Source organism: Pseudomonas sp. GW821-FHT01C01, assembly GCF_059422645.1.
Genome location: NZ_JBWKXF010000002.1, coordinates 166,916 through 187,877, shown reverse-complemented (window position 1 = coordinate 187,877; position 20,962 = coordinate 166,916). Strand labels below are relative to the sequence as shown.

At 55.5% G+C, this 20,962-nt stretch carries 16 protein-coding genes; 1 reads left to right on the top strand and 15 read right to left on the bottom strand.

The genetic code is table 11. The annotated features are described in order from the left end of the window. Positions 1-33 precede the first annotated feature (33 nt). The 3 genes from AC07XF_RS02260 to AC07XF_RS02250 all read right to left on the bottom strand — a co-directional run bounded on the left by AC07XF_RS02260 (position 34) and on the right by AC07XF_RS02250 (position 4,044). Positions 34-1,281: an OprD family porin gene (locus AC07XF_RS02260; RefSeq protein WP_492583446.1), complete on the bottom strand. Its 1,248-nt coding sequence runs from the start codon at positions 1,279-1,281 to the stop codon at positions 34-36. Between the two features lie 137 nt (positions 1,282-1,418). After that, positions 1,419-2,681 carry a gallate dioxygenase gene (locus AC07XF_RS02255; RefSeq protein WP_495025229.1) on the bottom strand — a complete coding sequence of 421 codons (1,263 nt, stop codon included), beginning with the start codon at positions 2,679-2,681 and terminating at the stop codon, positions 1,419-1,421. A 25-nt stretch (positions 2,682-2,706) separates the two neighbouring features. Beyond that, positions 2,707-4,044: an MFS transporter gene (locus AC07XF_RS02250; RefSeq protein ID WP_495025228.1), complete on the bottom strand. Its 1,338-nt coding sequence runs from the start codon at positions 4,042-4,044 to the stop codon at positions 2,707-2,709. Positions 4,045-4,842: 798 nt separating this feature from the next. Between AC07XF_RS02250 and AC07XF_RS02245 the strand changes: the two genes are divergently transcribed. Beyond that, positions 4,843-5,391 (top strand): hypothetical protein, encoded by a 549-nt coding sequence (locus AC07XF_RS02245; protein WP_401313849.1) that lies wholly within the window; start codon positions 4,843-4,845, stop codon positions 5,389-5,391. A 365-nt stretch (positions 5,392-5,756) separates the two neighbouring features. Here the strand turns inward: AC07XF_RS02245 and AC07XF_RS02240 are convergent, their stop codons facing one another. The 12 genes from AC07XF_RS02240 to AC07XF_RS02185 form a co-directional block, all read right to left on the bottom strand. Next, the gene (locus AC07XF_RS02240) at positions 5,757-6,632 is read right to left on the bottom strand and encodes an ABC transporter ATP-binding protein (protein ID WP_492583450.1); all 876 of its coding nucleotides are present in this window, start codon (positions 6,630-6,632) and stop codon (positions 5,757-5,759) included. Next, complete coding sequence (locus AC07XF_RS02235; protein ID WP_495025227.1) at positions 6,629-7,582, bottom strand: FecCD family ABC transporter permease; 954 nt, start codon at positions 7,580-7,582, stop codon at positions 6,629-6,631. Before AC07XF_RS02235 ends, AC07XF_RS02240 begins: the two co-directional genes overlap by 4 nt. 116 nt (positions 7,583-7,698) lie before the next feature. After that, positions 7,699-8,700, bottom strand: a complete 1,002-nt coding sequence (locus tag AC07XF_RS02230) for a FecCD family ABC transporter permease (RefSeq protein ID WP_492583454.1) — start codon at positions 8,698-8,700, stop codon at positions 7,699-7,701. Next, positions 8,700-9,632: an ABC transporter substrate-binding protein gene (locus tag AC07XF_RS02225; RefSeq protein ID WP_492583456.1), complete on the bottom strand. Its 933-nt coding sequence runs from the start codon at positions 9,630-9,632 to the stop codon at positions 8,700-8,702. Before AC07XF_RS02225 ends, AC07XF_RS02230 begins: the two co-directional genes overlap by 1 nt. 215 nt (positions 9,633-9,847) lie before the next feature. Next, entirely contained in the window at positions 9,848-11,143 is a 1,296-nt protein-coding gene (locus AC07XF_RS02220; protein WP_495025226.1) for an MFS transporter, read from the bottom strand. A 270-nt stretch (positions 11,144-11,413) separates the two neighbouring features. After that, entirely contained in the window at positions 11,414-12,697 is a 1,284-nt protein-coding gene (locus tag AC07XF_RS02215; protein WP_492583460.1) for an ABC transporter substrate-binding protein, read from the bottom strand. A 99-nt stretch (positions 12,698-12,796) separates the two neighbouring features. Then, complete coding sequence (locus AC07XF_RS02210; protein WP_492583462.1) at positions 12,797-14,065, bottom strand: DUF1479 domain-containing protein; 1,269 nt, start codon at positions 14,063-14,065, stop codon at positions 12,797-12,799. Positions 14,066-14,415: 350 nt separating this feature from the next. Next, positions 14,416-15,738, bottom strand: a complete 1,323-nt coding sequence (locus tag AC07XF_RS02205) for an MFS transporter (protein ID WP_056854701.1) — start codon at positions 15,736-15,738, stop codon at positions 14,416-14,418. A 78-nt stretch (positions 15,739-15,816) separates the two neighbouring features. Continuing rightward, positions 15,817-16,989 carry a dihydrodipicolinate synthase family protein gene (locus AC07XF_RS02200; protein ID WP_495025225.1) on the bottom strand — a complete coding sequence of 391 codons (1,173 nt, stop codon included), beginning with the start codon at positions 16,987-16,989 and terminating at the stop codon, positions 15,817-15,819. Beyond that, the gene (locus AC07XF_RS02195) at positions 16,964-18,601 is read right to left on the bottom strand and encodes a GMC family oxidoreductase (RefSeq protein WP_492583466.1); all 1,638 of its coding nucleotides are present in this window, start codon (positions 18,599-18,601) and stop codon (positions 16,964-16,966) included. Before AC07XF_RS02195 ends, AC07XF_RS02200 begins: the two co-directional genes overlap by 26 nt. Before the next feature lie 8 nt (positions 18,602-18,609). Beyond that, a complete protein-coding gene (locus AC07XF_RS02190) occupies positions 18,610-19,395 on the bottom strand; it encodes a 3-ketoacyl-ACP reductase (RefSeq protein ID WP_492583468.1) in 786 nt (261 codons plus the stop codon). A 55-nt stretch (positions 19,396-19,450) separates the two neighbouring features. Further along, the gene (locus AC07XF_RS02185; RefSeq protein ID WP_495025224.1) at positions 19,451-20,962 is read right to left on the bottom strand and encodes an aldehyde dehydrogenase family protein; all 1,512 of its coding nucleotides are present in this window, start codon (positions 20,960-20,962) and stop codon (positions 19,451-19,453) included.

Sequence of the window (20,962 nt, the reverse complement as noted above, 5' to 3'; positions counted from 1 at the left end):
GCCACCTGTGGGGCGAATCTGCTTGCCAAGGCGTTAGAGCAGGCTCAATGGATAGCTGATGATCAGACGGTTCTCATCAAACTCATTGCTGCTGTAGTCCCGACGAATGCTGGAATTACGTAGGCGCAAGTTGAGGTTCTTGAAGGTGCCGCTCTGCACGGTATAGGCCAGCTCGGACTCACGTCCCCACTCCTTGCCATCGGTGATGCTGCCTGTGTGCACGTTTTCCCCGCTGATGTAGCGGTTCATCAAAGTCAGGCCGGGGATGCCAAGGGCAACGAAATTGTAGTCGTGGCGCAGTTGCCAGGATTTCTCTCGGGCGTTGTCATAACTGTTGTTGAAGCTATCGTTGGCCAGGGTACCGCCGCTGGTGCCGTTGACCCGCATCCATGCGTTGTCACCGGTGAGCTTTTGCAGGCCGACGTAGAAGGTGTTGCCACCGTACTTGGCCGAGAGCAGCGCTGAGGCGGTGCGGTTGTCTAGGTCGCCGGCGCGGGCACTGCCGTCCTCGCGTCCCCAGAAGTAACCCAGGTTTGCCCCCAGCGTCCAGGCGCCGAGCGGTTGACTGTGTACCAGTTGCAGATACTGTTGCTGATAGATGTCCTTGAGCTCGGCATTCCACAGGCCAATCATGGTGCGCTTGTCGTTAAAGCTGTATTCACCGCCGACGAAGTTGAAGCGATCGGACGTGAACGCGGTTTTCCCCTGCATGAACATGTCGTCCATGCTTGAATCGTTGCGTGGGCTGTTCTGCCGGAACTGACCGCCGTACAGGGTCAGGCCATCGATATCCTGCGAGGTGATCTGGCCGCCACGGAAGGTTTGCGGCAGCGAACGGCCATCGTCGGAACGCAGGATCGGCAATACCGGCATCCACTCACCGACCTTCAGTTCGGTTTTGCCCACTTTCATTTTCCCGGCGACCGCCAAGCGGCCGAAATCATCGGCAGGACGCCCATCGCTATCGAGTGGCAATAGCTGCGTACCACCGGTGCCCTGCCCACCATCAAGCTTGACCGAATAGAGTCCCAACACATCTACGCCAAATCCCACCGTGCCCTGGGTGAAACCCGAACGAGCATCGAGGATAAAGCTCTGCGTCCACTCTTCGGCCTTGCCTTGCGGGTAAGCCGGATTGGTAAAGTTGCGGTTGATGTAGAAGTTGCGCAGGTTCAGGTTCGCGCTGGCGTCATCGATGAAACCTGCGGCCTGAACTTCCAGAGGTGCCGTACAAGCAACAGCCAGCGAGCAAGCGATTCGGCGATTAACGGTGATTTTCATTGTTATTGTTTTCCGATTTTTGGGTAAAGAAATGCCCTGCGCCCTTATTTGCCGGGCACACTGGGATCAAGCGAAAAATGGGTGATGGCGACCCGGAAAAGGTCGCCGAGAACTAACGGAGCGATCGCCCCTGAGGATCAGCGAGAGGTTTTGCCCGCCACCGAGTACAGCACCTGCTGGTTGCGGGTCTTCATAAACTCCTCAAGGGTCTGCCCACGCATTGCTGCGTAGACCTGCAGATTTGGAATGCCGAGCACAGCAGCGAGTTTTTCCAGCACAAAGAAAATCGCCCCGTACTGGATCAGACCGCGCCAGTCACGACGTCGCAGCAGATCGCATTCCTCTTCGCTCAAGCCACCCTCCTCGTACAGCGCCTCCGGTGCCTCAAGAAATCGTTGGCGCCATTGCGGCTCGATCATCCGGTGCAGGAATTTGTTCAGGCGATAGCCCTTGGCGCTGCGCTCCAAGGTGAACGGGTAGGTGCCTTCCAGTTTTTCGATACCCGCCAACTGATGCTGCATATGCTGCAAGTGACGCGTCGTGACTTCGACGGGCACCTCCCTGTCCTGATTCTCCAACAACAGCGTGGCGATACCCGTCATGGACGGCAGGTAGTAGTCCTGATGCAGGTTCTTCACCGTGGCCGACAGCGCACCGCGCATGATCAGCCAGGTGATGACTTCAGAGCCTTCCATTCCGCCGAGGGTGGCGTACTCGGCATGGGTGATTTCGGTCAGGCGCACCGGGTCGTTGACCAGCAGATCAACAAATTGCTCATCCCATTGCGGGTTATTGAAGCCGCAACGCTCGCCATGCACCTGATGGGACACCCCACCGGTCGCGACAATGGCCACCTTTAGATCTTCGGGATAGCTTTCAATGGCACGGCGCAAGGCATGGCCCAGCTTGTAGCAGCGCAGGGCACTGGGAATCGGGAACTGCAACACGCCGACCTGTAGCGGCACGATTTCTACCGGCCACTCAGGTTCGCACGGCAAAAGTGCAGACATCGGCGAAAAAAAGCCATGATCCAGTGGCTTGTCACGGAAGAAACTCATGTCGAATTCATCGGCCATCAGACTTTGACCAATGTGCCGCGACAGCGCCGCATGTCCGCCAACCGCGGGCAGCAAGCGCGGATTACCGCCCTCATCCGCCACCTCGTAATGCTCATCGACTCCCAAGGAGAACCCGCCATAGTGGTCGAAGAAGAACGAGGTCACATGGTCGTTGAAGATGTAGAACAACACATCCGGTTGTTGCTCCTTCAGCCAGACTTTGATCGGTTCGAAGCCTTCGAAGATCGGCGCCCAGGCCGCCTCATTCTGTTTTTCGTGATCGACGGCAAAGCCGATGGTTGGTGTGTGCGATACAGCGAGGCCACCGATGATGCGTGCCATGATGAGTTCCTTTGTTCGAAGTAGATTATTGCGTCAGCAAAGCCTTATTTACCCGTCGCCGAGCATGACCGTTGGCCAGGATTGCCAGTGCAGCGATGAAAGCCGGCACGCTCAGCAGGGTGAACAGCAACGGCAGACCTAACCCGAGGCTGAGCACTGCACCACCGATGAGAGAACCAAAGATAGCCCCGAAGCGACCAATCCCCAGCATCCAGCTCACACCCGTAGCGCGAAAATCAGTTGGGTAGTAGCCGGGAGCAAACGCATTGAGTCCGGTCTGCGCACCGCTCATACAGAATCCAGCCGCCACTACGCCGAATGCCAACAGACTTGACTCGAGACTGAATGCTCCCAGTAGCAGGATGAACGCACCGCCCATCGCGTAGGCCGTTGCAATCACACGGTTTGGATTACGCCGATCCATGGCCCAGCCGACCACAATTGCGCCGACCGTTCCGCCGATCTGGAACAGGCCAGTAATAGTCGCCGCGCGCTCGATGGACAGACCACCTTCGCGCAAAAGCGTCGGCATCCAGCCCATGGTCAGGTAGATCACCAACAGGCCCATGAAATAAGTCATCCATAGCGCGACGGTGCCAAACCGGAAGCCCTCGCTGAAGAGCATGCTCACGGGCGCCTTATGCTGAGCCTGAGGCTCGGTCATGGTGAATTTTGTGGTGGCCGAAAAGGTGCCACCCAGTTTGTTCAGCACTCGGGCGATCTGACTGGCGGGGGCATTACGCGTTGCCAGGAAACGTGCGGATTCGGGCAACAGCAGCCAGAGGAACGGCAACAACACCAGCGGCAAGATTCCACCAGCCAGGAGCACCGATTGCCAGCCGTGGTGCGGAATTAGCCAGGCCGCCAAAAAACCGCCCAACCCCGACCCCATGTTGAAACCGGTAAACATGATGGTAATGAACAACGACCGGTTGCGCTCTGGCAGGTACTCGGAAAGCAGTGTTGTGGTATTGGGCAGCGCTGCGCCCAAAGCCACACCCGTCAACAAACGCAACGCCGCCAGTTCGTAAGGATTGCTGGCAAATGCACAAGCAAGACTCAACAAACTGAAACCAGTAACGGCGAACAGCAGTATTTTTTTGCGCCCTAGGCGATCAGCATAGGGGCCAGCCGTCAGGGCGCCAATGGCCAACCCGACCATGCCGGCACTCATGACTGGGCCAAAGGCCGCTTTGGACAGGCCCCAATCTTGAATCAGCGAAGGCGCGATAAAACCCATGACCGCGACGTCAAAGCCATCGAACAGCACAATGAAGAAACACAGGCTCATGATGAGCCACTGATAGCCGGCAACCGGGCGGTTGTCGATCCACGCTTTGATATCGACCGTTTCGTGACGCATGCTTTTCACCTTCTTATTTTTGTAGACCATCCGACAGGCACGGGAATGAAAAGACCTTTTCACTCAGTCGGATACTAGGCATGACTGTAAAGCCGCAAGTGCTCGCCCCGCCTCTAGGAAATCCTTAAGCAGGTATCGGTTTTTCTTATCGGGCACGCAAGGACGGCGTAACCAACGCAATGGTTCGCGAACAGCTAATCAGTGCCCGCATGATCACAGGCACCAGCGTATTGTTTCCCGCGCTGCCTGCTTCGGAGAGCGTTTTGGATGTCTTCGTGGCAACCGACTCTTCCGGCAACTTCAGCATCGCAACTCAACAGGCAATCTATGAGCGCATGACATAAACAGGCGCTCTAATGCTGCTTGGTTATCGCTGCCCCATGAGCAATTGCGCGAATGGCGCTACGACACCACAGCCCTGTAGTGCCGAAACCGCATTTGCGCAGATGGTCGCAGGTGCTGCGTGCTCGCACTGTGTTTATCCCTTTGCCAACCGTCGCGCCAATCGCGAGAAGGTGCAGGCGCAGGATAAGCCAAGTTTCTGGCTGGCGGCCCGCCGCCAGCATTAGGCCAAGTTCTTCTTGCCCGATTCTCGGCACGGGTCGCAGATTCAATCACCCACGTTGTTTGCTAGATAAGCTGACACAAAGCTCAAAATCACCCGATAAAGAAAAACGATACCTGCTTAAGCATTTCCCAGAGGTGTAGCAGAGACCTGCGGCCTACAGTCAGCCCCAGCGCTAGGCTATTAGGCAGTCCAGCTCTGTAGTTTTTTTACAACAATAAGAAGGTGAAAGCATGAGTCACGAAACAGGTTTCAGCATGAGCGACAACGATGTCAACACGGGGTCGACGTTGAACTCAGATAAGCAGAATCTGAGAACTTTAATTCGCGCCGGTGTGATTGGCGGCCTGACTGGCGCGGTAATCATCTGGATTTACGAGGCCCTGATTTGGGTTGGGGTACAACATCTGATGCCGCTCGCCGGCATTCCGCGTAACGCGACAGGTCTCGTGTTCGGCAAGGAAGTTCAAGAGGCGCTCGGCCCATGGGCCTATCTTCTCGGCACTGCGATTCATTTTTTCTTCGCAATCGGATGGGGCGTCCTGTTTGCTCTCATCTGGCCGTATTTCCGCCGTCGTGGATATGAAGCGACTTTCATCGCGTTGTTCTACGCCATCATCGCGTGGATCGTGATGCACGTGGCTATCGCCATTGCTTCGGACAATCATCCAAATTACTACGACCCTGTCGTCATCATTGGCGGCTTCATGTCGCACTTCTTCTTCACGGTATCACTCGCACTAACCGTGAAGAGGTTGATGGCGTCGTGCCCGGGCGCGTAGTTCGGAGCACCCGTTAAGACTGATCTATCGGTAGCTTGAAAGCGTTCGACCTTCAGGCGGCGGAGAACCGGGTTTTCGCCTTGCGCCGGTTCACCGCCCCTGAAGGAAATGTCCTTAAGTAACAGCTTGATCTGTTTGGGCCGTTAATACGACGCCAGGTTCTCTCGGTTTACTCTTCCGGGCCCGATCACCTTGAGTCCGGCAGCAAACATCCCATAAGGTCATTAGTTACAGAAAGAAGTCGACCGTTGTCGCTTCCCTACCCACTCGATCATTCCGCTCCCCATTACATCTAGAGAAAACATTCAATCTCTGAGCAACAGAGCCTTGTGGTACTTGCTTGAGACTCTTACTGGCAGTCTCGATCAGCACTGAAACTCTTCAGCCACGAACTCTGTCTGACCTTGCTGCTTCTGCTGCTTATGCGGTAGTGGTTGAATCGCGGTGATAACAGGCGTGCCTGTCTGGGGGCACTTCAACAGTACACAACTCACTCCGTAAAGCTCTTCAATGAGAGCAGAAGTCACGACTATGTCTGGAGCGCCCTCAATCACAATACGCCCCGCCTTCATGGCCACCAGATGGTCTGCATATCGGCACGCGCTGGAAAGATCATGCAGAACCATGACCACCGTCTTGCCGGCATTGGTCAGTTGGCGAACGAGCTCAAAGACTTCTATCTGGTGACCCAAATCCAGCGCTGAAGTTGGCTCGTCCAACAACAGCAAAGGCGTGTCCTGGGCGATTGCCATCGCAATCCAGGCGCGTTGTCGCTGTCCACCGGACATGGACTCGAGCGCACAGTCTGCCAACTCGACAAGGTCTGCGGCGTGCAATGCATTTTCTACGATCAGTTGATCCTTGGAGCTCCACTGGCGCATCATGCCCTGATGCGGTTGCCGGCCAAACCGGATGAGCTCATTCACGGTTATCCCCTCTGGCGCACTTGCGTCCTGAGGTAGCAGGGCCAATAACCGGGCTACGTCGCGGGTTGGCAATGAACCAATTGGCTGACCGTTAAGCAGGACGGCGCCACTGCGTGGTTTATTGAGCCGCGCCAGGCCAGCGAGCAAAGTGGATTTGCCACAGCCATTGGGGCCGACGATGACCGTCACCTGTCCTTGCGGAATGTGCAAATTCAGGCCATTGACCACCATGCGTCGTCCGTACCCGAGATACAGATCGCGGGTTTCCAGAGTGGCCATGGCGTCGCCGATGCACGGTAACTCGAATCGCTTCATTGGACTCTCCGATCAGGTTGGCACAAAACAATCCATATCAGATAAGGGCCGCCTATGATGGCCATCACGATACCGACAGGCACCTCTATGGGGGACAGGATATTGCGACCTGCCCAGTCGGCGACCACCATCAGCAGCGCCCCGCTCCAGGCCGAGTTCAAAACCGGAACACCACGCTGCCTGGCAAGATAACGCGCTATTTCCGGTGCGATCAGCGCCACCAGTCCTACCGGGCCGGCCACCGCTACGCCCAACGCTGTAAGCCAAACGGTCGCCGCCAACGTCGTCATGCGCAAAGCGCCCAGGCGCACGCCGAGGCTGATAGACACCCGTTCAGAAAAACCCATCGCAGCCAGCTGGCGCCCCAGCAGACAGGCCCAGGGCAAGCCAAAGAACAATCCTGCCGCGAGCGCCCTAATAGCAACGGCCGACGTCCCATTCAGACTGCCTACCGTCCACGGGTAGGCGCGATTGGCAACGTCTATAGGGGCCTGGGAGAGCATGAGATTTGTTAGTGCGCTGAACATCGCGCCGACGCCGATACCCGTAACGATGAAACGATAGCCCCGCGAACCCGACCCAGACGCCAGAGCGAACGTCAAAACAGCTGCAGTGGCCGCTCCGGAAAGAGCCAGAATCGAGGGCAACAGGCTAGTGGACGTTGCCACGATGGAAGCCACCGCAAAAGCCGTGGCGCCATTGTCCAATCCGACAATTCCAGGAGTAGCCAGTCGATTGCGCGCCAAGGTTTGCATAAGGCAGCCGGCGGCGCCCAAGGCGGCGCCGGTCAACACAGCCGCGAGTATCCGCGGCATTCGAAGCGTGTTGATCAGCAACCGGCTGACGGCATCTCCCTGGCCTGCCAGGACGAGCAGCGCGTCCTTGACAGGTATTGGCCGACTGCCACCGAAGGTCAGTGAGACCAGACAGGAGCATGCCAATAGCAGCAAAAGAAGTGCTCCCGCGACAAACGAACGGCGCGATACCAACTGAGTCCAGGGGCCTAGGCGCAACAGCCAAAAACCGGCGGGAGCATTATGTGAGGGACGACGTACGACCATTGATTTCATAGGATCGGCAGACGCTGCGCGCGCACCGTTGCTATGAGTACAGGCGCACCAATGAAGGCGGTGACAACGCCGATGGGCAATTCATAAGGGCGTACTAAAAGGCGTGAAACGATATCGGCACCCAGAAGCACCGAAGGGCCGAGCAACAGGCTTAACCAAAGTGTCTGGCGAATGTCGCTGCCCACCATTCGGCGAGCCATGAAGGGCACGATAAGCCCAAGAAATCCAATCGGGCCGGCTGCGGCATTGGCCGTTCCGACCAGCATCGCGACCACGATCAATACCCCCAGACGCACTCGCTGTGGATGATGGCCAAGGCTGCTGGCCAACGCCTCTCCCAAGGCCAGCGCCGCCAATGGGCGAACCAAAGGTAGCATCAATATCAGTCCGCAAATCAGGCCCGGTAGCGCTGCGGAGAGTGTTTCGACAGGCCGACCAGCCAGAGAGCCAATCACCCAAAAGCGCATTTCGTCGGCGGTACGCTGATCTCGGAGCAGCAATAGACTACTCAGGGCGCTGAGAAACCCGGAAAACGCGGCGCCAGCCAAAATCAGGCGAACCGGATCACTGCCTACGCCACGAAGCCAGCCGACCGCCATGACCAGCAAACAGCCGATTAGCGCGCCGACTACGGCGACACTGAAAGCGAGAGATGAGGCCGAAGCGCCGAGACTAATCGCCAAGACCACTGCAAAGGATGAACCAGCGCTGACACCTAGAAGTCCAGGCTCGGCCAAGGTGTTTCGGGTGACGGACTGCAATAGCACGCCTGCCGCGCCCAACGCGATTCCCACCACGACGGCAAGTTCGGTACGCGGCCAACGCAGGCCATAAATGACAAACCTTGATTGCTCATCCCCCTGCCCGAATAGGGTTTCCAAACTTCGCCAAGCGCCGACATCACCCGCACCGATCAGCAGGCTGATCAGGCACAGCAGCGCCAACCCGACGCCAGCTACCGACAACATGGGTGCGAGGTATCGCGAACGCTCCGGCATCAGAGGGCCAATGCCTTCGCGATATCCGCAAGAATACGCTCGGCCGCCATATAACCCGCGCTACTACTCCATACTTGCCCGTCGACGCTGACTACGTGCCCGTCCTTTACCGCTTTCAGTTGTGCGAAAACCGGTTGCCCGCTGACTTCATCCAGCGCTTTATCGCCATCGGCGTTCAGGGTTGCTAGGAAGATCCAATCGGCATCGGCCTTAGTAAGGTTTTCGAGACTCAAGATGTCACTGTGCGGGCGATGATTGAGCGAGACAGCCAGCTCATTTGGTAAAAAGCCGAGGCTTGCGAGTATTTGACCGGCGAAGACTTGGGCCGACATCAAGATCGGCCCTTGAGGATTCAAGCGCAACACCGTTGCGCTTTGCCCGGTTGCGATGCACTGGCGCAAGCTCTCAACCTGATGATCGAAATCCTTCAGACGTTCTTCGGCCATGGCTTGCTTGTCCAGCGCAAGCGCATAAAGGCGGAACGAGGCTCGCCAGTCATCCAGGCTGCCCACTTTCGGAATCACGGTTGGAGCAATAAGGCTGAGCTGGTCAAAGAGTTGCTTGGATAAGTCATTGGTAGCCAGGATTAGATCCGGCTGCAATGCCAACACCGCTTCAAGGTTAGGTTCGCGTACGCTGCCGACCAATTCGATGTGCCCTGCCTTTTCCTGAAGATACTCCGGCACTTGACTACCGCCTCGAGCCGCCAGCGCCCCCAGGGGATGAGCATTAAGCGTCAAACTGGCGTCGAGCGCAGTTTCCCCCAGTGTTACGACTCTTTTAGGCACTCCGTTGATTCTGACCAGCCCGTAGGCGGTATCCAGAGTCCGCTCTGCCGCTGTCACGACATCGCACCACAGGCTAATAGAAACGACTGCGGCCATGAAGCACCGAGCAAACGCGAAGCGTGAAGAGACCAGCAAGAATTTCAATGAAAAGTCCGAAGCAGCGCATGTAGTAGATGAGCGCAATTCTAAGACCACAGGTGTTCAACCGCCGTTGGGAAACCTTTATGCAGCTATCGATTTTTGTTATTGATAACCATCTGCAAATAGTGCTCAAGGCTGCCACCTGTCCCGGACAAGCATTACTAGAGATCGGGGCGGCAGCATACTTTCAATGCATAACAGTGATTAGTGATGACGAGTCAGGATCGCTGCCCCTGATCAACGACTGGACTTTCGGATGAGTCGCCGCGCATCGGTGTTTGGGAGACTTCAGTGTTCATATCGACCCCGGTCGCGTTGGGCAGGCACATTGCCGCGAGAAATGCGATCAGATATGAACTGATAGCGAATACTCCCATTGCAGTGGAAAGACCCATGCTCGTTGAAGCAAACCCAACAGCGGCTGGCATGATCGAACCGAAGCCGCGGCCAAAACTGGTGCAGAACCCAGCGCCATTGGCACGGATACGCGTGGGATATAGCTCAGCGAAGGCAACAGGTAACCCAGATGCCAGTCCACCCTGGAAGGCTCCCAGCAATAAACCCAAACCCAGCGTTACAGCCATATTGATCGGCGCAAAGGTATACACCGAAACCACGCACGCCTGGCAGATCAAAAACAGCATGAAGGCCTTACCGCGACTAATGTTGTCGCTGATACGGCCATAGATGAAAGGCCCCAATAGCGAACCGATGATGTTCACCGCCAGGTATCCTGAGGTCGACGCCACCGGTAGGTTGAGCACCATGCGCATGTAGGTGGGGAGCCATGTGATCATGATGTAGGCACCGCCAAAGATGCCGCTGGCCAGAACCGTACTGATCAAGGTTACTCGACGGTGCTCACTGCCGAAAATTTCCCGTAAGTTCATTTTCTTCGGTGTGCGGCTGGCTTGAGTAAATGCCTCGGATTCTGGCACAAGGCGCCGGATGAACCAGATCAGAAACGCGGGCAACAGCCCAATGGCGAAGAAGGCGCGCCAGGCAATATCTTCGGGCAGCCAGGCAAATACCACCGGCATCAAGGTCAGCGAAATCGCGTAGCCGACGGCATAGCCACTTTGCACTGAGGCGGCAACTCGGCCACGCAAGGCCGGCGAAATGGCTTCACTGATCAGCACTGCACCAACCACCGCTTCGACGCCGTAGCCGATTCCTTGTAGAAACCGCACGGGCAGAAACTGCCAGAAGCTGCTGCATAAGCCTGCCAGACAAGTAAAGAGTGCAACCCACAACACAGTGACTTGCATAACCCTTACGCGACCGAAACGGTCAGCCAACAGGCCAGCGCCCCAACCGCCAATGGCACTGCCAATCAATGAAACCGAACCCAGCATGCCGGCGTCAGAGTTGCTCAAAGCGAGCACAGTCATCAACACCGGCATCATCAGTGCGTAGATGGTGGAGTCCATCGAGTCCAGGGTGAACCCACCGAAGCAGGCCCAATAGGTACGTTTTTCTTTTGGCGTAAGCGCTGAATACCAACCTAGTCGCATAGCGGAAACCTTTGTTTTTATGGTCTCCAAATATGTTAACGGCGGCCTTCGGCACGGGGACATGCGAAAAACTTATGCGGCAAGCAGTAATTTTTATGCGGACTGAATCCTCTAAACGGTATAAAAATCACCAGCCCCCTGTTTACATTCAACTCAACCCGAAGATGGTCGGGACACGAAATTTCCGCAGGAGCGTTCTAGCAAGTGGTAACCCCTTGATCCAAGGGGCTACCGCATCATTGGCGGGTCTCCAATGCAATAAGCTAAACGCTACTGCGCAGCGGCTTTGATGGCCGTATACATCTGCTTGCCAGCTTTGCTCGGATCAGCTTTTTTGTCGCTCATGAAATTGCTGACCACATCGAAGATTGCCCCCTGCACTGCTTGGGAAGTAGACATGTTGAAAGCCATACTTGGTTCCAACGTACCAGCCTTCTCGGCTTCGGCGAAATCTTTGGCGGAAGCTTGAGCACAGCTATCAAACTTGCTCATGTCCAAGCCCTTGATAACCGGGATTGAGCCTTTGTTCTGATTGAAGACGTACTGGAATTCCGGTTCCAGAGCGACCTTGGCCAAGTCGTCCCGCGCCGCATTGTTGCCGGGCGTATCATTCTTCTTGGACAATTTGAACATGACCAGTGAGTCAATCGTGTAGGTATAGATCCCTTGCGAACCTGGGAAAGGTACACACTCGTAATCCGTACCAGCATTCTTACCGGCCGCCGTCCACTCACTCTTGACCCAGTCCCCCATGATTTGCATGCCTGCCTTGCCACTGATGACCTTTGCAGCTTCTAGGTTCCAGTCCTGGCCAGTTCCATCAGGATCCATGTAAGACTGCAGCTTACGAAGAGCGGCAAATACCTCGGTCATTTTCGAACTGGTAAGCGCCTTTTCATCATTATCAATTAAGGCCTTCTTGTAGCCGTCTGCTCCCATGATGCTTAGAACCAGATCTTCAAATACCGTAGTGTCTTGCCATGGTTGACCACCGTGAGCAATTGCAACAAACCCAGCGGCCTTAAGTTTGTCGCCAGCAGCGTAGAGCTCTTCCAAGGTCGCCGGGGCTTTGGCGACGCCAGCTTTCTTGAGCACCTCCGGATTGATCCACAACCAGTTGATGCGATGGATGTTCACCGGTACTGCTACATAGTGCCCATCGTATTTCATGATGTCCGCAACAGTCTGAGGCAGCAGACTGTCCCATTTGTTTGCTTTAGCCACGTCATCGACGTTGGTTAGTAAGTCCAGCTTCCCCCACTCCTGGATATCCGGCCCCTTGATCTGCGCGGCAGAAGGAGGGTTACCGGCGATGGCGCGGGTTTTGAGCACCGTCATGGCCGCAGCCCCCCCGCCCCCCGCCACAGCGCTGTCTTGCCAAGTGAAACCATCCTTTTCGACGATCTGCTTAAGCACGTTCACAGATTTGGCCTCCCCCCCTGATGTCCACCAGTGAACGACTTCGACAGTGCCCTTGCTTTCAGCAGCATGCACAACGAGAGGAAAAAGAGTGGCCAAGGAAATGACAGTGGCGAGGCGATTAATCGCGTTCATCTTTGTACCTTTTTTTGTTGTTATAACCGGCAAGCGTCGCGCTTGCCGTGTGAGGGGTTCATCCAGCAATTGAGCAATGCAACAAGACAGCAGTTTCTATCAGGAGATACCTAACCCGTTACGACCAATGGCGTTCAATTGCTCCAACGTGAATCGGTCTTTCCATGCCGTTTCGTAGTGTTCTGGGGGAAAATCATCCGGCGACTCGCCAGCCTCAAATGCTCGGCATACATCCTTTGCATATTTGAGATTTTTTGGGCACATCGGAGCAGCCGGCACGTACATTACGTTGCCCCAGCCCTCTTGGTTCTCAACAGGGGCGACACTATGGATAACATCGCAGTGCCACCAGACCGAGTCCCCTGCCTGCACGTCGGGAATGGGTGTCATCCCTTGAACCAATAGCGGATGCCATTTTTGCGAAACCGGAAGCACCTTGCCTGGGGCAACACCACACAACTCATCTTCTGGAACGTCATTAAGCAACGGACGCAGAAGCATGTAGGCCATAGCCTTAGGGATAGGTAATGTATGCAGTACTCCTTGATCAGCTTTCATATCGGACAATGCAGTCCATCCTTGAAAGGTTCTAAACGCTGAGCACTTCACCGTGTCTTTGTAAGCGTACTCATCGACCTCCGTGCGATGCGCCGCATCCCAAGGGTCGTATGATTTGAAATCATTGCTGTAGATTTTGTCGAACACCTTCAAATAGGCGGGATGTAGCCATCGCTCCAAAGCACCGGAGTCCGTGTGTGGCCCTAGCCCTTTAGAAGTGGTACCTGGTGGACGGCGGCGCACGCGGTCAGGATAAAGCGCGTTGACATCTGGATTGAACCAGTCATGACCATGGGAATGAATTTTCCATAGCCGATTCAGAAATGATTGCGCTGCGCCCATGCGCTCATCCTGACGCAGTTGCATTTGTGAGCTCGACCAATAAATCGGAAAAATCTCAGGTCGCGAAGCGTCAAGGTTTCCAAAAAACTGATCGACTGGCCCACGATAGATCCTGTCAAAATCGTTCCTGTCGAGGTACTCCAACAGGTTCCTGTCCCACGTCAGGACTTGCTCTCTGGGGAAGTGATTTTTGATGACCAGGCAGCCGCGACGCTTGATTTGCGCCAATTGCTCCTGCGTCACTTTCCCTTGGGCAATGGCGTCGAACTCAAGGGCAGGCCACCCGGAGCCGGTCAGAGCCTGCTGCTCTTTAATCGATGTGATTTCGGCTGCAATGAATTCGCTGACCTCGGCGAAAAGGGATTCCACATCGCCTATCTGCGCGCGCAACGTCTTTTTCATTTTGACGATATTGTCTTTGTAATTTTCGGGAAGGGCAGCACTTTCGAAAGCTTGATACTTGCTCATGACACACCTGAATTCTTGTTTTTTCATACGCGAATGAAAACACTGCAACAGGGTTTACGGCAGTCTCTTTACTAGCGTTGAACAATACGATTCTGGCGTTTTTATCTGTGTTTCCAGAACGATCGAGCCAGTGCTGGTGCTCGACCAACGGCTTTCTCACTCACAACGATCCACTTGCTGTCGAAAAAAAACACCGCATTGCCTGAATCAATTTGCGTGGAAAAGATTCAGGCAATGACGGTGAAAAGTAACTGCGTTGAGCTAACGTCCCATCCAAAAATCGTCATCATGTGGACTGCGACATGGACATACGCGCTTCGTTTTACTGGATGGTGTTGCCTACCCCAAGATCAAACGTTTATGTCTGAACCGCGTGTTTCGGGTGCGAAGAACGTTGCGACAAATGAGATACCGGCCAGCACCACGACGTAGGTCGCTACGGGCCAATAATGGTTGCCAGACCAACTCAAGAGCGCAGCCGCAACGAACGGAGCGATACCGCCAGATGCGAGCGCTGCGAACTCCTTGCTGACCGCGATACCGGTATAGCGATATCGGGCATCAAACAGTTCCGGGAAATAAGCGGCCTGCACGGAATACATGCCGAAGGCGCCCAAACTGATGGCTACAACCATGCTCAACACAATCAGCGTTGAGTCCATGGAGTTGAACAGCCAGAACGCTGGAAATGCCCAGAGCGCGGCGATCAAAGAAGTGACGCGATACATGATCCGACGGCCCAGACGGTCGGACAAATATCCAATGAACGGAATGGTAAACACCGACAATGCTGCGGCTGTAATCAGCCCAACCGTGCCGACAGACTTATCCACCATTAGTACTTTTGCGAGGTAGCTGAGGGCGAACACCTGGTACAAGTAAGACGTGCCGTTTTCCCCAATACGCAGGCAGCACGCTACGACCAGATTCTTGCGGGAGTAGCGCAGGAGGTCTTTGACCGGCTGTTTGCTTGCGAGCTTTTTGCGTTTGATTTCCTCAAACACAGGACTTTCCTTCACCTGAAGCCTGATCACGATGCCGACTGCGATCACGACCACACTGAATAGAAAAGGAATGCGCCAACCCCAGGACATGAAATCTTCCTGCGGCAGTTGCTGAACGGCCCAGAACATTCCCGCCGCCATAAGGATCCCGATGATGATCCCGGCAAATGGAAGAGACGCATAAAAACCTCGCGTTTCTTTGGGTGCGAACTCCGCAACGATCAAAGAGGCGCCAGCTTGCTCTGCACCAGAACCAAATCCTTGAAGCAGTCGTAATAGCACCAAGAGGCCAGTTGCCCAGACGCCTATGTCCGCATAGGTCGGCAGCAAGCCGATGAGCAGCGTCGAAATACCCATCAACAGGACAGTGGATACCAATACAAACTTTCGACCTTTTCGGTCGCCAACCCTACCAAAGAACAGACCACCAAAGGGCCTTGCGACGAATCCAACAGCATAGGTTGCGAAGATCGCTAAAAGTGCGGATGCCTTATCCATCCCTGGAAAAAACAACTCGGAAAAAACCAGGGCGGATGCTGTCCCGTAGATGGAGAAGTCGTACCACTCCATCGCACTACCAGCGACGCTTGCCATAATGACCCGATGAAGGTCTTTCTTCTCAACCACCGCAGTGGATGTCGTTGGAACACTGCTAGCTATGGTGCTCATGGTGAACCTCTTATTTTTGTTGTGGTGCTCAGCGAGACTCACGTAGGTGAGCCTCACCTTCAACAGCAGTCGCTATCCCTAGCCGGTTATCCCGCCACAGACAGAAGCCAGTCCCTTCATGCGCTCCACGGCAAGCTCAGGTTGAATCAGCACGCCTGCTTGATCCGCAAGACGGAAGACTTCGCTGTAGTGCGACAGGGAGCGTGCAGACTGCATACCACCCAGCATGCTGAAGTGATCCTGGTGGCCGTTCAGCCAAGCCAGCAACACCACACCTGCCTTGTAGTAACGGGTTGGAGCTTTAAAGATCTCGCGAGAGAGCGCCACGGTAGGGTTCATTAGTGCGTGGTAGCGCGCTACATCGCCGTCGGTGAGTGCCGCCAATGCATGAGCCGCGACTGGAGCGATAGGGTCGAAAATCCCCAAAAGCGCGTGGGAATGGTGGGTCGCATCGCCAGCAATCAATTCACCAAAGTTAAAGTCATCGCCGGTATACAACTTCACGCCGTCAGGCAGACGACGGCGTAATTCAACTTCCCACTTGGCTTCCAGCAGCGAAATCTTGATGCCGTCGACTTTGTCGACATTGGATTCAATGATCGACAGCACAGTGTTCATGGCAGTGCGTACATCGGTACTGCCCCAATAACCGCGCAGGTTGGCGTCAAACATCTCGCCCAGCCAATGAAGGACAACCTTTTGGCGTGCCTCGCCCAGCAGGGTTGAATAGACCTTTTCATAGTCTTCCCCACTCTTGGCTACTGCACAGAGTGCGCGACTGGCCATCAAAATGGCGCTTCCGCCGACACTATCGACGACCTCAAACTGCTCACGATAAGCGCCCAGAACGTCATCCAGGGTTGTCGACGGCGTAACGACCAACTGATCTGTGCCCACGCCACAGCTCAAATCAGCGCCTTCGATTTGACGGGCGTGAGTCACGCTACGACGAATCAGCTCGGCAGAATCCTTCCAGCCCAAGCCCATGCCGCGCTGGGCAGTGTCCATAGCCTCAGCAACCTTGAAGCCAAGGCTCCATAGGTACTCTCGAAAGCCCATGGTTTTATCCCAGTCAATCGCGACTGTTTCGTCCCATGGATTGGCTGGACGGGCTGGATCCACCACAACATGCGCAGCGGCGTAAGCAATGCGGCACAACGGGCGCTTTTGAAAGGTTGTGTAAGGTGCATCCGCATTTTGCAGCGAGTAGCGTTCAACACGGCCATCAAGCGTGGGCAGCAGAATATTCATGAGACTTTTCCTCTGATTGGGGGACTTTGCCAAGAATTAGATCTGCCGCTTTCTCGGCGATCATGATGGTCGGAGCATTGGTGTTGCTGCTGTTGAGACGCGGCATGATCGACGCATCAACCACGCGCAACCTGTCGATGCCATGCACCTTCAGCTCGGTGGAAACTACGGCGTCTTCACCGTTACCCATGCGGCAAGTACCAGCTGGGTGGTGGTCGGTCTTCGCGTTGGCACAGGCGTATTCAAAAAGCTGCTCGTCACTGAGCATATCCAGGCCTGGCAAGCGCTCTGCCAGCACAAAGCGCTGGAGTGCCGGCTGCGCCAGAATCTGACGTGCCAGACGCAACCCTTTGATGGACATCTCACGGTCGTAAGGGTCGGAGAAGTAGTTAGGGTCGATCAACGGTGCATCGGCTGGGTTGGCACTCGCCAAACGCACCGTGCCGCGAGAGCGAGGCCGCAGGAAGGCCGAGTTCAACGTTACACCTGGGTTTCTCATCTGGGCGACGCCGGCCTCAATGCCGGAACCAAGCCCGAGATGAAACTGGATATCCGGCGACCGCGCTTGCGAGTCGGCGTACCAGAAGCCACCTGTCTCGAACAGACTGGACGCTACCGGCCCCTTCTTCAGCAGCAGGTATTGGAGCCCCGCCCATGCCGCCATGTGTGGTTTGCCGTAGGGGTCGTAGGTGTGATTACCAGTGCATTCCGCGATAGCAAAAAGATCGAGATGATCCTGCAGGTTGGAGCCGACACCTGGGAGTGCGTGTTCAAGCGTAATGCCGACTTCGCTCAAATGGTCTGCCGGGCCAATACCTGATTGCATCAGCAGCTTGGGAGAGCCGATTGCACCGCTGCTGACGATGACTTCGCGGTCTGCATAGTAATGCGTCGATTCGCTCGCGCCTTTGGGCACCACTTCGACACCAATGGCACGCTTGTCCTTGATAATCACGCGCCGAGTAAATGCGCCCAGCATGACCGTCAGGTTGGATCGCCCCATCGCTGGACGCAGATACGCTGCCGAAGTAGATGAGCGCTTGGCATTCAACTGGGTGAGTTGGTAGTAGCCCAACCCGTCCTGAGCAGCCCCGTTAAAGTCTGGGTTGTAAGGAATCCCCATCTCTTGTCCGGCCTGGAAAAAAGCTTCACAGATCGGCAGAGGGCTGATTGGGTTTGAGACTCCCAATGGCCCTTGATACCCATGATACTGATTGGCATAGCGCTGGTTATTTTCAGCACGTTTGAAGTAAGGCAAAACGTCCCTGTACGCCCAGCCTTCAGCGCCACATTCGCTCGCCCACTCGTCGTAGTCCGCCGCCGCTCCCCGGGTGTAGATCTGCGCATTGATAGAAGACCCACCACCGATAACCTTGGCTTGGGTGTATCGCAATACGCGGTTCTTCAGGTGTTTCTGCGGTACGGTCGACCAGCCCCAGGAGCCTCTGCCCTTGGTCATCTTCGCGAAGCCTGCCGGCATGCTGAAGAGAGGGTGGCGATCGCCGCCACCGGCCTCCAGAAGCAGCACCTTGTTGCTAGGATTTGCGCTGAGTCGATTGGCGAGTACACACCCCGCCGAACCGCCACCAATGATGATGAAGTCGTATCTCATGACAGCACTCACAGGCGTGGGATGGCGAGCCCGCCATCGGCATGAATGACAGAGCCAGTCGCGAAACCGAATTGCCCGCAAGCCAAAGCGCTGACTATCGAAGCGATGTCACTGGTCTCACCCCAACGGCCCATCGGCACCAAACCATCTTTGAAGCGCTGCTCGTACTTGTCGGCGACGCCGGCTGTCATGTCGGTACGAATGACCCCGGGACGAACTTCAAACACGCCAATGTTTTCTGGTGCCAGGCGTAAAGCGAAAAGCTTTGTCGCCATGCCGAGACCCGCTTTCGACATGCAGTATTCGCCACGCTCAGGTGACGCCATTTCCACACTGACACTGGAAACGTTGATGATGCTGCGCGGCTGCTCAGAAGACGCCTGGATCATCTGTTTTGCGACCTGTTGCGTCAGGAAAAATGTCCCACGCAAGTTGGTATCCAGTACCTGGTCAAAGGCTGCGGGTTTCATGTCCAGCAGATCGCCGCGAACCGGTGAACCAATTCCGGCGTTGTTCACCAAGCAGTCAACTACGCCGCCCCATGTCTGCACGCGCTCAAGTAACTGAGCATGTGCCTCAAGACTTTGTAGCTCGCTCGCAACTGCCAGGCCACGTCCGCCTAAGGTTTCAATTTCCGCGCACAACTGCTGTGCGACTTCATCTTCATTACGACAAGTAAAGGCAACGTCAAAACCGTCACGAGCCAACCGCAGGACGATTGCGGCACCAATACCGCGACGTCCTCCAGTGACCAATGCAACTGGGCGTTTTGTAATCTTGTTGTTATTTGTCATGGCTTCACTCTCAACGTTTGGAACGTTCCAATTTCTCTGCAAATGAGCGCGAAAATTACTTCGGCAACCACCAGTTCGTACGCTCGCCAATGTGCAATTGGACAGTTTTCTGCTCGGTGTAGTCTTCGACTGCGTGACGGCCCAATTCCCGACCCAATCCGGAGTCACGGAAGCCACCGAAAGGTAATTCGGCGAAACCATCGAGGAAGGTGTTTACCCATACGGTGCCAGCGTCAATTTTCCGAGCAGCCTTCAGGCAGACATCGATGTTTTTGCTCCACACTGCAGCCGAGAGGCCGTAGCAGGTGTCGTTGGCCAGCGCGATGGCTTCATCTACCGATTCGAAAGTCAGTACCGACAGAACAGGCCCAAAGACCTCTTCCCGGGCGATGGTCATGTCAGAGGTGACACCGGTGACGATGGTTGGTTGGATGTAGAGCCCAGGTTCCGTGCCGTGACGTTCGCCACCCAAGCTGATCGTTGCGCCGGCCTCTCTGGCCTCATCAATGGCAGCCTGGATACCGCCCATTTGCGTTTCGCTGATGATTGCGCCGACCTTCACGTCTGGATGCAATGGGTCACCCACTGGAACCTGGCGGGTACGCTCGATAACGGCTTGGGTAAAGCGTTCAGCGATATCTTTGTGCACCAGGATGCGACTGCCGCTGTTGCAGCATTCGCCAGCGTTGAAATAGACGCCAAATACAACGGCATCTACGGCAGCGTCCCAATCACAATCCGGGAAAATGATCTGCGGGTTTTTGCCGCCCAGTTCCAGGGAAACTTTTTTCAGTGCGGCGCCGGCTTCGGCTGCAATCAGGCGCCCTACTCGCGTGGAGCCAGTGAACGAAACCATGTCGACTTTCGGGTGGCCGACCAACGGCTGACCCACGGCAGGGCCAAGGCCAGTCACAATGTTTACGACGCCTTTTGGCAAGCCTGCCTCAAGGAGGATTTCGCCCAGCATCAGGGTAGTGCCATTCGTGAGTTCACTTGGTTTGATCACAGCGGTGCAACCCGCAGCCAGAGCAAAGGGCAGTTTCTGACTCAGAATCCAGATTGGAAAATTCCACGGGGTGATCATCGATACCACGCCGACCGGTTGACGCAAGACAACCCCAAGGTGCGACTCGCCCAAAGTGTTGTAGCTCTCACCGTGAAGGTTGCGTGCAAGAGACGCCGCATATTTCCAAAGGTCAACACAGCCACTGACTTCGCCACGAGCCTGGGTCAACGGTTTGCCGGTTTCCAGACACTCGATGAGTGCCATCTCTTCCACTCGGGCAGAAATACCGTCGGCCACTTTGAGCAACACATCGGCCCGCTCGCGTGCGGACATGTTTGGCCAGGTGCCCTCATCAAAGGCTGCTCGGGCAGCATCAATGGCCCGCACAGCATCAGCACGTGCAGCGTTAGGGTAGATGCCAACCACTACGTCATGAGCCGGGCTACGGCGTTCCGCCTGATCGCCGTTCTGCGCATCACACAGTTCGCCATTGATCAGCATGCGGCCTTTGAACGGGGCCCCAATAATCTCGGCGCTGTTATCTACGGTCAAAAACTTCAT